The organism is Shewanella sp. 2_MG-2023, from assembly GCF_030548905.1.
Classification (GTDB): domain Bacteria; phylum Pseudomonadota; class Gammaproteobacteria; order Enterobacterales; family Shewanellaceae; genus Shewanella; species Shewanella electrodiphila.
Window position 1 is genome coordinate 179294 of sequence record NZ_JAUOSO010000008.1, and the last position, 13843, is coordinate 193136.

The following is a 13843-nucleotide window of genomic DNA, read 5'->3' on the forward strand; positions in this document are numbered from 1 at the left end:
TAAGATTTACTCACCATCATTCCCTTTATTCGTTTTTACCCATCTGTTTTATTTGTTTTACATTATATTTTTTAAGATATTTGTCTTAAAATTTAATGATTTAAAATGTCATTTACCGATGAAGTCTCATTGAGGTATGGCAGGCTACTGAGGTCATATGAGATCCAACTTAAGTATTCAATACTGTACCTCAGGTTAAAAATATTTGACACGACTAGAAAGTAAGCATAAATTATATGCAGGTTAAATATTTTTTACATGGAGTGGGGTATAGTTAACATGAGTAATTTGCAAAAGGTACATCAGTGGTTGCAAGAAACCAGTTTTAGAGAAGTGACGCTGTCAGTGGATTTAATTGTGACGGGTTATATTTTTTATATTTACTTAAGCAGAATGTATTATGCATCAGCTGAAGAATTGGCCTCAACCGTATGGATTTCTGGAGTGTTATTGGAGGTGATCATTTATTCGGTTGTACTGATGGTCATCAGTTATATCGCCTTAGCGTTTGTGAGCGATGATGAACTTAATCAACCTATGGATGTACGTGAAAAGCAAATTAATTTAGTCGGTTATAAATACTCTGCGATGATCTTACAAGTTGGTGTTGTACTGGCAATGGTACAATATGGTATTGAACAACAGGCTGAGACGATACTGTTTGAAACGATTCCTCATTTGCCGCTGCATATCTTACTGGTGGCTTTTTTAACCGCAGAACTCGCTCATTATGGCGTGCAATTATATAAAGGGCGTACGGGTGATATTTATGGGTAAAAATGATGCAGGGGTAGGGATATCTAACTCTATTCGCACCTTACGCTTTTTACATGATGAAATGACACAGAAACAATTAGCTGAATTAATTGGTGTTACAAGACAAACCGTGATGGCCATAGAGTCAAATAAGTATTCACCCACGCTGGAAGTCGCCTTTAAAATTGCAGAGGTGTTTAATTTGCCCTTAGAGGAGGTTTTTCGGTATCGCTCAACCGCTGATTAACAGGCTGTGAGTTTATTAATGAGTCTTATAAAGGCGAATTCTAAAGCCATTAGCCAAGATACTCTTTGCAATCTTTAACGCTTACGATAATAATTCACCCATTCTTCAGCCGATGTTTATTATCGATGCTGATACCATTTTTTAGTGCACTTGCACTGCTAAGGCAGTTTTTAGGTTATGAAATTTAGTCCTCTTGTCGATGAGTTAATTGAATCGTTACGTTGTTTACCTGGTGTTGGGCCTAAGTCTGCTCAACGTATGGCGTTTCAATTATTAGAGCGTAACCGCAAAGCTGGGCAAAAGCTTGCCACTGCGCTAGAGCGTTCGATGAGTGAAGTTGGCCATTGTCAGGCTTGTAGAACCTTTACTGAACAAGATTTATGTCCTATTTGCAGTAGCCCTAAACGCGGTACTGCAGGAACCATTTGTGTGGTAGAAACCCCTGCTGATGTGTTGGCTATCGAAGCTGGCGGCCATTTTATGGGGCGTTACTTTGTTCTGTTAGGCCATTTGTCGCCTCTTGATGGCGTCGGACCAGAAGAGTTAGGTCTGGCTTTACTTGAAAAGCATTTATCATCAGAAGATGTGACCGAACTTATTTTAGCGACTAACCCAACAGTCGAAGGCGACGCAACTGCGCACTTTATCGCTGATATTGCTCGTCGTCATAATGTGGTAATTAGCCGCATTGCCCATGGTGTTCCTGTGGGTGGAGAGCTTGAGTATGTCGACAGTACCACACTGGCTTTATCATTTAATGGTCGTATTCCGTTATAAACTGATGCTTTTGATTTAACACTTCTAAGCTGATTGTTTGAATTCAAAACTGTGAATATGTCCTGAATCTAGAGTTAATTCTTACCTAAAGAACGGTCTAATTATCATCTTCGTAGCAAAATTGAATATTAAAGGGCTAATTTAGCCCTTTTTGCGTTTTTTTTAGGCATGAGAAAAAAATCCCCTTGAAAACTCATTTTCACGCCCCATTTCCTAGGTAACAAAGAATTTTAATTGCATTGAAAACTTAACCGGTTTCAGTGCAATTGCAGTATTAACGTTAAACCAAGGGAAATTTTCATGTCTCAACAAGAAACACATGGCTTTCAAACCGAAGTAAAACAACTTCTTCATCTGATGATCCATTCTTTATATTCAAATAAAGAAATTTTCTTACGTGAACTAGTTTCAAATGCGGCCGATGCGGCTGATAAGTTGCGTTACCTTGCATTAACCGACAACACCTTATTTGAAGACGATACTGAACTGCGTGTTCGTATCAGTACCGATAAAGAAAAAGGCACCGTTACGATTGAAGATAATGGTATCGGTATGACACGTGATGGTGTGATTGAACATTTAGGGACGATTGCAAAATCAGGTACGGCTGATTTCTTCAAAAACTTGTCTGGTGAAGAATCAAAAGATTCACAACTTATTGGTCAGTTCGGTGTAGGTTTCTACTCTGCATTTATCGTTGCGGACAAAGTAACGGTTCGTACTCGTGCAGCAGGCGCCGATGTTAACCAAGGTGTTGTGTGGGAATCAGAAGGTGAAGGCGACTTTACTGTCGATACCATTACTAAAAACAGCCGTGGTACTGAAATCACTCTACATTTACGTGATGAAGAAAAAGAATACGCAGACGATACACGTTTACGTTCAATCATTACTAAGTACTCTGATCATATCTCAGTACCAGTAGAAATGTTTGAAGAAGGCACACCTGCGGTTGAAGCGACTGAAGAGGGCGGTGAAGCGATTCCTGCTACTGAAGGTCAGTGGAAGCCAATGAACAAAGCCACTGCGCTTTGGACTCGTAGCAAGTCAGACATTTCTGATGAAGAGTATCAAGAATTCTACAAGCATATTTCGCACGATTATGGTGATGCTGCTAGTTGGTCTCATAACCGCGTTGAAGGTAAGCAAGAGTACACAAGTCTACTGTATATCCCGAGCAAAGCGCCGTGGGATATGTTTAACCGTGATGCGAAAAACGGCCTTAAATTATTTGTTCAACGTGTATTCATCATGGATGACGCAGAACAATTCATGCCGACTTATTTACGTTTCGTTAAAGGGTTAATCGACTCAAACGATTTACCATTAAACGTGTCTCGTGAAATTTTACAAGACAACAGCGTAACCAAAGCACTTCGTGGTGGCGTGACTAAGCGTGTATTAGGCATGCTTGAAAAAATGGCTAAAAATGATGCTGAGAAGTATCAAACATTTTGGGCTGAATTTGGTCAAGTGTTGAAAGAAGGCCCAGCTGAAGATTTCGCTAACCGCGAACGCATCTCTGGTTTACTTCGTTTTGCGTCAACGCACAATGACACAGCAGCCACTGACGTATCGCTAGATGACTACATTAGCCGTATGAAAGAAGGTCAAGACAAGATTTATTACATCGTGGCAGACAGCCATGAAGCGGCTGCAAACAGCCCACACCTTGAATTACTGCGTAAGAAAGACATTGAAGTTCTGTTAATGTCAGAGCGCATCGATGAGTGGTTAATTAACCATTTAACTGAATTTAAAGATAAGAAACTGCATTCAGTAACCCGTGGTGATTTAGAACTTGGCGAACTTGAAGATGCAGCTGAAAAAGAAGCTCAAGAAAAATTAGCTGGTGAAGCTGAAGGGCTAGTCGAGCGTATGAAAACAGCATTGGGCGCTAAAGTTGCAGACGTTAAAGTGACGTCTCGTTTAACTGATACGCCTGCGTGTGTTGTTGCTGGTGAAGGTGAAATGTCATCGCAAATGATCAAGTTGATGCAATCAGCTGGTCAGCCAGTACCTGAGTCTAAGCCAACGTTTGAAATTAACCCGCATCATCCTCTTGTTGAGCGTTTGAACAATGAGCAAGATGAGCAGTTATTTGCTAACTGGGCTGACTTGTTGCTTCAGCAAGCACAACTTTCTGAAAAAGGCAGCTTAGCGGATCCATCTGCATTCATTAAGCTAACCAATGAAATGCTAGTCGCTAGCTTGAAGTAAACATTCTTCATTATAAAAAAGCGGACCGAGTGTCCGCTTTTTATTAGCATTCATTTATAGCCAGTGTGATACTGGTTTGAAGGATGGCTAACAAGGATCCACGATGGAACATATTATTAATTTAACCAAAGAGAACATTCAGCAGGTTGTTGATGCCTCAATGGATAACTTTGTTGTTATGTCTTTTTGGGCGCAGCAACAGCCTGAAAGTGTGCAAATGCTGCAGCTGATGGAGCAAATTGCCAACGAGCAAGCGGGTCGCTTTATTCTCGCTAAAGTGAACTGCGAAGCTGAGTTAGAAATTGCTAACTACTTTCAAATTCAAAGTTTACCGACGCACCTTGTGTTAAATAAAGGCCAACCGATAGATGGTTTTGCTGGTACTCAAAGTGCCGAGCAAGTTAATGAACTATTGAATAAGCATTTACCCGCACTATGGGTTCAAGATGTGAACGCCGCTAAAGCCATTTTAGCTGACGAAAATGTCACTAAAGAAAAGTTAGAAGAAGCGTTAGCACTACTAAAAAGCGGTTACGCCGATTCAGGTGAAAAAGCTGAGGTTGGGTTATATCTTGTTGATACCTATTTACAACTGGGGGTATTAGCAGAAGCGAAAACCCTGCTAGCAACAATAGGTCTTGCCGATCAAGACAGTTATTATCAAAATCTTAAAGCTAAGCTGACTTTGGCAGAAGATGCCGCTGACACTCCAGAAATTCGTCAGTTACAACAAGCCCTTGAGCAGCAACCGGACAATGCTGACCTTTCAATTGATTTAGCCAAAGCGCTTAATCAAGCTAATCGCGGTGAAGAAGCACTAGACAGTTTATTTGTGATTTTACAAAAAGATTTGTCGGCAGCTGATGGCAAAGTCAAACAAGTGTTTATGGAAATACTTACAGCGTTAGGCCAAGGCAACACCTTAGCGAATCAGTATCGCCGTCGTTTATATAGCTTACTGTATTAAACGCAACCCTTTTATGTACGTCATGACGTATTAGATATTGGTCTAACTCTTTCGCTTTTAACCTTCTAAACAGAGGTTAAATGTGCGAGAATCGCGGCCTAAAAATATGAAAGCAATAAAGAGGACTTTTGAGATGCGCATTATACTATTGGGTGCCCCTGGTGCCGGTAAAGGTACACAAGCTCAGTTTATTATGGAGCAGTACGGTATCCCACAGATCTCAACTGGTGACATGCTTCGTGCAGCAATTAAAGCTGGCACAGCATTAGGCTTAGAAGCCAAATCAGTGATGGATGCGGGCCAGTTAGTATCAGATGATCTAATTATTGGTTTAGTTAAAGAACGCATTGCACAAGATGATTGTGTTAAAGGTTTCTTATTAGACGGTTTCCCACGCACAATTCCTCAAGCAGATGCGATGGTTGCTAATGGTATCGAAATTGATCACGTTATCGAAATTGATGTACCAGACGAAGAAATCGTTAAACGTATGAGTGGCCGTCGTGTTCACTCTGGTTCTGGTCGTGTTTATCACCTCGTTTACAACCCACCAAAAGTGGAAGGTAAAGATGATGTGACGGGTGATGATTTAGCTATCCGTCCTGATGATGAAGAAACCACAGTACGTAAGCGTTTAGGTATTTACCACGAGCAAACTAAACCGTTAGTAGAGTACTACGGTAAAGTGGCTGCTGAAGGTAATACTCAGTACACTAAGTATGATGGAACACAAACTGTTGCCGCTGTAAGCGAGCAAGTTAAACAGTTACTAGGTTAATCGCCTACGTTATGTGTTAAACAACGGTATCCAATTGCTGTTGTTCATAAAAAAGCCTGCATTGCAGGCTTTTTTATGGCATAAATAAAATCAACATCACAAAATATAACAAAGATAGATATCTATCTTGGTGTTGATTGTTTTTGTGTTAAAATTAGCGTTTGGTAATAAGCAAAATGCCGTTTCAATCCATTATCCTTTATAGCACGGATGCCTACTCAGAGAGTTTAAGATGAAGTTTCCTGGTCAACGCAAATCTAAGCATTATTTTCCGGTAAATAACAGAGATCCGTTACTGGCTCAGTTAACCCAACAAGAGCAGTCAGTATCGACTTATATTTGTGGTATCGACCAAACCTTGGTAGATATTGAAGCTAAAGTAGAAGACGAGCTATTAAGCCGTTATGGTCTGCCAAAAGGGAATTCAACCCTGATTGATGACCAACAAGCCCATGAGCTTTATCATGAGCTAAAAAACAATGAGATGATCAGTGACGAGTTTGCTGGTGGCACCATTGGCAACACAGTTCACAACTACTCCATATTGGCTGATGATCGTTCAGTACTGTTCGGCGTGATGAGCCAAAATATCATGGTTGGTAGTTATGCATACCGTTACCTATGTAATACCTCTTCAAAAGTTGATTTAAACTACCTGCAACCCGTTGATGGCCCTATTGGCCGTTGTTTTACCCTTATCTCTGAAGATGGCGAAAGAACATTTGCGATTAGTAAAGGTTCAATGGATAAACTCACCCCTGAGTATATCGATAAGGAAGTGGTACAAAACAGTTCAGCTTTAGTGATCACGGCGTATTTAATGCGTGCAAGTGAAGGCGATGGCATGACATCAGCTGCGATGCAAGCGATCGAGTATGCTAAAGCGGCAGATGTGCCAGTAGTGCTTACATTAGGTACGCGCTTTTTAATTCAAGAAGATCCAAAATGGTGGCAGGATTTCATTCGTGACAATGTGACTATTTTGGCGATGAATGAAGATGAAGGCGAAGCGTTAACAGGCTTTAGTGACCCGTTACTAGCGAGCGATGCAGCACTAGAGTGGGCTGATATGGTACTTTGTACAGCAGGTCCGTTAGGCTTATACACTGCAGGTTATACTGAAGATTCTGAAAAACGTGCAACGAGCCATACTTTATTGCCGGGCGCCATTCCAGAATTTAACCGTTTCGAGTTCTCACGTCCTAAATTAAAAGCAGATTGTGAAACGCCGATAAAAGTATTTGCGCATATTTCTCCTTATATGGGCGGACCTGAATTAATCAGAAATACCAATGGTGCAGGCGATGGCGCATTAGCTGCATTACTGCATGATTTATCGGCGAATACCTTCCATAAAACCAATGTACCTGGTTCAAGTAAACATCAGCGTGATGGTTTGTGTTATTCGTCATTCTCGCAAGTATGTAAATACGCTAACCGTGTGGCTTATGAAGTATTAGCACAACATAGCCCAAGATTGTCTCGCGGTCTTCCAGAACGAGAAGATAGCTTAGAAGAGTCATACTGGGAAAGATAATATTTCTGCAGTTTTACAACGTTTTTAAATTTGTTTAAAAGGCGACCATAGCAGTATGGTTGCCTTTTTTATTGGCATTGATAATAAGTAAATAAGCACAAGATGTACTTGGTTGATGAGACAAAGTTCAGTAGGATGTTGAGGTAACTGGCAACTACCTCGTTGTAAGTAGAATTATTGGCCAGTGAATAACTGTTAATAAAAATGGCAACTAAATCAGATTCAAAAAGCTAATTGGAGAGCATTGTGAAGGGACAAATCTTAAGAGAGATGAAAGTACTTAAGGCTATTGAACCAGCTTATGAAGTTGAGCGCCGAGTGGCTTTTCTTAAAACTAAATTAGTTGAAGCGCACGCTCGCTGTTTAGTGTTAGGTATCAGTGGTGGTGTTGACTCATCTGTCACGGGAAGATTATGTCAATTAGCGGTTGATAGCTTAAATGAATCAAATTCAGAGCAAGTTTATCAATTCGTAGCAGTGCGCTTGCCTTATCAAGTTCAAAAAGATGAAGATGAAGCGCAATTGGCTTGTCAATTTATCCAGCCTTCAAAGCAAGTGACCGTCAATATTGCTGATGGTGTGGTTGGTGTGCATAACGCTACAGTATCTGGGCTTGAGGATGCTGGGATCGCGGTAGCTGAAAATGACAATCTCGATTTTGTTCGTGGTAACGTTAAAGCCCGTATGCGAATGATTGCTCAGTATCATATTGCTGGCCTTACTGGTGGTCTAGTGGTTGGCACCGATCATAGTGCTGAAAATATTACAGGTTTTTACACCAAGTTTGGTGACGGCGCTTGTGATTTAGCGCCATTGTTTGGGTTAAATAAACGCCAAGTACGCCAGCTAGCGAGCTTTTTAGGTGCGCCAGATGTACTTGTTAAGAAAGCACCAACAGCGGATTTAGAAGATGATAAACCGCAACTTGAAGATGAAGTCGCACTTGGGCTTTCATATGATCAAATCGATGACTTTTTAGAAGGTAAGTCGGTTGATTCGAGCGTAGAAGACAAATTAATTGGCATCTATAAACGTACTCAGCATAAACGTCAGCCGATCCCAACGATTTATGATTAATATTTGTGGCGACTGACTAAACGAGTATCCTTTAAAGCAGCTTGTTGATGTAATCTCTGACGACACTTATTTGTTGATTCGAAAATTGACGATAATCTAAATATGGCGTAATAAGTACCTGCTTATGCGCCATTATTTTTTGTTTTTCATCTATTGGCTTAGCGTGCAATATAGCTTGATTTATATCGAAATTATTTAATGACTCAGCCTTTGACAAAGCGTGCTGTTGCAATTCCTCTAACGCCTGTTGACCACAAATTATATGCACTTTTGCATCAGGATTAAGCGTGGTGTGGTTGATTAATAATTTAACGGTTAACTTTTGGGGTGATGGTAAAAATAGATCTTCTCGGCATTCTCGCCACGCATCCGCAGAATCAGAGTGGGCAATAATTTTAGCCATAATAGTGACAATTTTTCGCCAATGATTGCCGTTTAGCTCAATAATTTGTTTGATAAAGTGCGGGTTATCATAGTAAATATTGGCTGGTAGAGTCGGTGGGTTAGGTAAGTAAAATGCGATGTCAGTATTTTTATTACCGATGCAAATCGATTGGGTATTTTCTAACGAGAGGTTTGATGTCATATTATTGTCTGTTAATTCAATCATTTTTCTTAGATTATCATTAATATAAGCTAGACTATAACTCACTATTAGCCATATCAGTAAGCTCAATTTTTAGTTGTTTAATTGTAAATAGTATCAAGGACAGATTGATGAAAGCCATTGTTATAGGCTCAACAAAACATGCGTTATTTTTTGCTATTTACGGTTTTATAGGTAGTGTCATCGCTTTATTGGTTGCCATCGTTTGGTTACTGAATGCTCGCGCAGAGTTAGACCCTTGGCATACCACCCATTTAACACAAGAGTTTCATCAGCAATCTGCTATAAACACTTTTACAGAGTACCTCACACTAGAAGACAAACTCTTTGCAGAGCTTGATAGCAAAATTTATCAACAATATATTCCCGAGATACCTTCAGTAATTAATCGTTACGAGTCGGGGAGTTTGTCAGATCCTAATATTTGGGACATTAATTGGAACCGTTCTTTTGAATGGCAAAATGAACAAGCCGAGTTTGGTGTGTTATTCATTCACGGTATGTCTGACTCACCTTATGCTATATCGCATTTGGCAAAAGAGTTTAAACAATCTGCGCATGTATTAGGTTTACGCTTGCCTGGACATGGCACTATTCCTGCTGGATTGGCTGAAATCACTTGGCCAGATCTTGTGAGCGCAGTAGCACTAGCAACCAGTCATATGAAGGCTAAACTGAATGGTAAACCTTTATATGTCGTGGGCTTTTCAACGGGAGCAGCGCTGGCGTTAAACCTAGAGCTCGAACGCATTGCATCGAATAAGTCAGCCGATTACCAAGGTATGGTGTTTATCTCGCCAGCGATAGGGCTTGCACCAATTGCTGCTGGAGCAAAATGGCAAGCATTGCTTGGAAATGTATTAGGTTATGAAAAGCTATTTTGGAATAGTATATCGGTTGAATATGACCCGTTTAAATATACTTCATTTGCAGTTAATGCGGGTGATGTGGTTTATCAATTAGCCCAGCGTAACCTTGATATTGTCCAATTACTAACGCAAGAACAGAAGCAACATATCCCGCCTGTATTGACCTTTCAATCTATCGCTGATGATACGGTTTCTTCAGCTGCAGTGATCCAGAATTTATATCAGTACCTGCCAGAAAACAAACATCGTTTAGTTGTATTTGATATTAACCGTAACCCCAATAACCATCAGTTAATCACTAATGATCCACTTAATGAAATGGCATCACTTTGGGCTGATTTGCCGATGAATTATCAGCTGAATATGATTGAGAATGATCGTGAACGCGATCATTATGTTCAGGAGCGGATCTTCGTAGGAGGAGAAGTTAAAGCTGAAAATGGGATGCCTTTAGCATGGCCATTAGGCGTTTATTCATTATCACATGTGGCTTTGCCGTTTCCTGAATTAGATCCTTTATATGGACCACATTATCAAAAGCAAAACCCTCATATTCAAATTGGCCAAGCCATATTTAAGGGGGAGCGAGGCCTATTTGGGATCCCCGCAGCTGAAATGTTAAGGCAAAAATGGAACCCTTTTTACCCTTATATGATTGAACAAATGGAACAGTTTATTAAACCTTCTGCTCAATAGTGTCATCATTCACGACATTAATGATTACTTTATTCCTGCCTTGCTCTTTAGCTGCATAAAGGTTGTCATCGGCAACTTTTATCCAGACATCGATGTCAGCGGAAAAACTCGCATTAGCTGTAATCGCACCAATACTGGTCGTGACTGAAAATTGCTGATTATCTGTAGGAGAGGTAATAACCAACTCTGATAATTTTTGTTTGAAATTATTTAAATGTTGCTCAATTTTAAGTGCGTTAGACAGTGGCAAGATAAGCATAAACTCTTCTCCACCGTAACGGGATACAATATCAGTATCACGCTTAAATTCATTTTTAAGTAATGTAGAGACGACACGTAAACACTCATCACCAGCAAGGTGACCATAAGTATCATTCACTTTTTTGAAGAAGTCTAAATCAAGAATAACGATAGTTATTGCATGCTCGCCGCGTAAACAAAAGTCCAATAATGCATCAAATTTATCTTCAGCATAACGGCGGTTTTTCAAACCTGTTAGTGGATCTTCCTCAACTAAAGCGAGTAACTTTTGATTGGCTTGTTCTAATTCATCGGTGCGGATAGCAACGGTTTCTTCAAGCTCAAGTTGATGCTTTAATAAGGCTCGTTTACTTGAGGTTAAGCGTTGATATAAATTAAACACTTCTTTCGATGAGTTTTCATCGACAACTTGGCTTTTTAATTCCTCATTACTCATTTCACCAAATTGATTGGCAACGATTTCTAATGGGGCTGTCAGTAGCTTACATACCTTTCTCGAAATGAGTGAAGTTAAAATGATTGAGATGATGAGCAGGATAAATGTCCCCAGCATTTGGGTTTCTGCTGTTTTTAACAGTGGAGATAAAGGTTGAAGTACATAAAGCTGCCAGCCATTATTTAACTGCTTTTTAGCATAGACATGATCGGGTGATGTCGATTCGAAATTACTAATTTTTATCACGTCTAAGGCTATGTGATAGTTGCCTTTATCATCAGAATACTGAAACTCTTGATGTTCTGTTAATCCCAGTTCTGGAGTAGCATAAATAATGTGATTATTTTCATCCACCAATATCAACATCTCTTTATCTCCAAAAGTATTCTTATTATCAATACTGGAAAAGAAACGTAAATCTAATGAGCCTTCGATAATACCTGTAACATTGATTTTATTATTATCGCTATAAAACGGTGCGCTAATTGCGACAATGGAATCGTTACCAAATCCGCGCCCTTGAAAAACTGATGAGACAAACAAACGACGATTGTGGAATGATTCAATAAAGTAATCTCTATCCTTTATCGACATATCTTTGAGTTGGTTATTTTCGTCCAACATCATCGCACCAGGACTGCCTGCAACGACCTTTGCATCATTATTTGCAATCAACATGGTGATAAAGCTCGGATAATTACTGTGTAACTTACTTATCATTGGCTGCCAAGAGTCGGCATTGCTATTAGCCAAACTAAGGAAGTTTGCCGCGTTTTCAATGACCTTCTTGTGATTTTCAATATACTGTTCGGTAGCAGAGCTTAGATGCACTGTGGTATCGGTTAAGTTACGCTGCAATAAGGTTTGCTGCTTTGCTAAAAATAAATAGTTAAAGGTTAACGCAGAAATAAGTAAACATAAGGTCAACATCAAAGTCATGAAGTAGGTGACTTGGCCATTAAAAGAGCGACGTGCTTTGGGAGTGCCTTGACCGTTAATTGACCAAAGCTTAGGGATTAACACAATCAATAACGAACCTAAACTCGCGTAGATGAGCCCATTAATACTTTGTTTGATTATGGCAAACAACATATGACTGTCGGGAAGGTCACTGAAGGTTGTCATATAAAGATATGTCAATGGCATGCCAATGGTCAGCCAATATAAAGCGCTACCATATAATGGATATACCCCTCTTCTGCGGGAATAGCCGATAAACAGGGCTTCGACACCAAAAATTAAATAGACGTGCGGGCTGTCCCAGGTGAACATTAACCCTGAAGCACTCAAGAGTGCGGTAATTAGGGCGTATCCAGGACCTAAAATTACAGCAGAGATAATTGTAAAGGTGTTACCAAGCACCAATTGGACATTGGCAAAAATAGGAATGGGGTAACAATTGATAATAAAACCAATCACACCTAAAACAAGTGCAAATACGAGGTGTTGAGAGTTGAGGCTTTTGTTATTCAATGAGTCATCCTTTTCATTATTCTAAAAAATATTACCTGCCTTATTCAGCATGTACAAGCCTTTGAAGTATTTGAGGATGATTTAGTTTGTGATGCTATTTATGTACCTGATGCTGTCGATTGATTATTGACCACGCCAAAGCAGCTCGCCACTTTTATTTAATTGATAACCCGATAGTAAATTTGCAAGTTGTGCAGTTTGTGGCTGGTTTAGTAATCCCAGCAAGGCTTGTAGCTGTCGTCTAAAAAAGATGCTTTGCGACATAACAAAATCAAATGATTCAGTGAGCTTGGGAATAAAGTGTAAACCACTTTCTGCTGCTACAGCCTGACAGCCAAAACCGATATCGGCATTCTCTCGAGCAATATATCCCGCTAATTCACGTTCAGATTGCGCGGTGGCGGTATATAACAAGGTCTCGACATTCACATTTTGCTGCGTTAACCAATGCTCTAAATGACGTTGACTGCCAGCACCTTTTTGACGAGAAACCCATCTAAGTGGCTGCTCAGGCACGGCAATATTGCTGTCAAAAAGTGATGCCATTTCTTTACGAACCATCAAACCTTGATGTCTTTCATAACCACTGACGAGTATCCATTGCTGATGATTTGGGTAACTTTTTAATAGTTTGAATAAACTGTCTCGGTTTCCCTGTTGGCTTTCCCAATGAATACTGCACACATCGGCATATCCGCGAGAAAGTAACTCTAAACCTGATTTAGAACCTGTGGAGCTGTAACTGATGATTTCTTGGTGGTCGCCCTCAGACATTAACTGCGCAACTAACATCGACAGTAGAGGATCATCACTGCCAGTGATATGCATTCTATCTGACAACATACCGCTATGGCATGAGTCCATTAACCATCTATCGATTAATACTTTAGGAAATAACCACTTACCGGTGACTTTTGTCGCTGGTAAAATACGATGATTTGCCATCGAGTAAACTTTTTTCTCGTTTAAATCCAAATATTCAGCAACTTGCTTAGTGCTCATATAAATGATGTTGGAATCAATCGGCATAATATTCCTAGGAAGTTAGGCATGGGGTCGACATAAGTTAGTGTAATTATTGCCGTTTAACTTGCAAATGAACTTATCAGCAAAAGTTAATATTTGTGGGCAATGTTGGATTT

At 39.9% G+C, this 13843-nt stretch carries 12 protein-coding genes; 9 read left to right on the forward strand and 3 right to left on the reverse strand.

Annotation, left to right across the window (positions count from 1 at the left end):
- The first annotated feature begins 279 nt into the window (after nt 1-279).
- The 8 genes from Q4600_RS10280 to nadE all read left to right on the forward strand — a co-directional run bounded on the left by Q4600_RS10280 (nt 280) and on the right by nadE (nt 8359).
- Nucleotides 280-777, forward strand: a complete 498-nt coding sequence (locus tag Q4600_RS10280; protein WP_102528414.1) for a hypothetical protein — start codon at nt 280-282, stop codon at nt 775-777.
- Nucleotides 770-1003 carry a helix-turn-helix transcriptional regulator gene (locus Q4600_RS10285; protein ID WP_102528413.1) on the forward strand — a complete coding sequence of 78 codons (234 nt, stop codon included), beginning with the start codon at nt 770-772 and terminating at the stop codon, nt 1001-1003. Before Q4600_RS10280 ends, Q4600_RS10285 begins: the two co-directional genes overlap by 8 nt.
- A 177-nt stretch (nt 1004-1180) precedes the next feature.
- Nucleotides 1181-1780 (forward strand): recombination mediator RecR, encoded by a 600-nt coding sequence (recR, locus tag Q4600_RS10290; protein WP_102528412.1) that lies wholly within the window; start codon nt 1181-1183, stop codon nt 1778-1780.
- A gap of 300 nt (nt 1781-2080) precedes the next feature.
- Nucleotides 2081-4000: a molecular chaperone HtpG gene (gene htpG, locus Q4600_RS10295; protein ID WP_102528411.1), complete on the forward strand. Its 1920-nt coding sequence runs from the start codon at nt 2081-2083 to the stop codon at nt 3998-4000.
- 103 nt (nt 4001-4103) lie between these two features.
- A complete protein-coding gene (locus Q4600_RS10300) occupies nt 4104-4967 on the forward strand; it encodes a tetratricopeptide repeat protein (RefSeq protein ID WP_303515976.1) in 864 nt (287 codons plus the stop codon).
- A gap of 133 nt (nt 4968-5100) precedes the next feature.
- Nucleotides 5101-5745: an adenylate kinase gene (gene adk, locus Q4600_RS10305; protein WP_102528409.1), complete on the forward strand. Its 645-nt coding sequence runs from the start codon at nt 5101-5103 to the stop codon at nt 5743-5745.
- A gap of 232 nt (nt 5746-5977) precedes the next feature.
- Nucleotides 5978-7282, forward strand: a complete 1305-nt coding sequence (locus Q4600_RS10310; RefSeq protein ID WP_102528408.1) for an inosine/guanosine kinase — start codon at nt 5978-5980, stop codon at nt 7280-7282.
- A 246-nt stretch (nt 7283-7528) separates the two neighbouring features.
- Nucleotides 7529-8359, forward strand: coding sequence for an ammonia-dependent NAD(+) synthetase (gene nadE / locus Q4600_RS10315; RefSeq protein ID WP_102528407.1), 831 nt, complete (start codon nt 7529-7531; stop codon nt 8357-8359).
- Between the two features lie 31 nt (nt 8360-8390).
- Here nadE and Q4600_RS10320 read toward each other — a convergent pair whose 3' ends face one another.
- Nucleotides 8391-8945, reverse strand: a complete 555-nt coding sequence (locus Q4600_RS10320) for a hypothetical protein (RefSeq protein ID WP_303524390.1) — start codon at nt 8943-8945, stop codon at nt 8391-8393.
- A gap of 131 nt (nt 8946-9076) precedes the next feature.
- On the opposite strand from Q4600_RS10320, the gene Q4600_RS10325 reads away from it, so the two are divergent.
- On the forward strand, nt 9077-10531 hold the full coding sequence (locus Q4600_RS10325; protein WP_303515985.1) for a carboxylesterase: 1455 nt from the start codon (nt 9077-9079) through the stop codon (nt 10529-10531).
- Here the strand turns inward: Q4600_RS10325 and Q4600_RS10330 are convergent.
- Nucleotides 10512-12701: a diguanylate cyclase gene (locus Q4600_RS10330; protein WP_303515987.1), complete on the reverse strand. Its 2190-nt coding sequence runs from the start codon at nt 12699-12701 to the stop codon at nt 10512-10514. The two genes, Q4600_RS10325 and Q4600_RS10330, sit on opposite strands and share 20 nt — an antisense overlap.
- 123 nt (nt 12702-12824) lie before the next feature.
- Complete coding sequence (locus tag Q4600_RS10335; RefSeq protein ID WP_303515990.1) at nt 12825-13730, reverse strand: helix-turn-helix transcriptional regulator; 906 nt, start codon at nt 13728-13730, stop codon at nt 12825-12827.
- Nucleotides 13731-13843 lie beyond the last annotated feature (113 nt).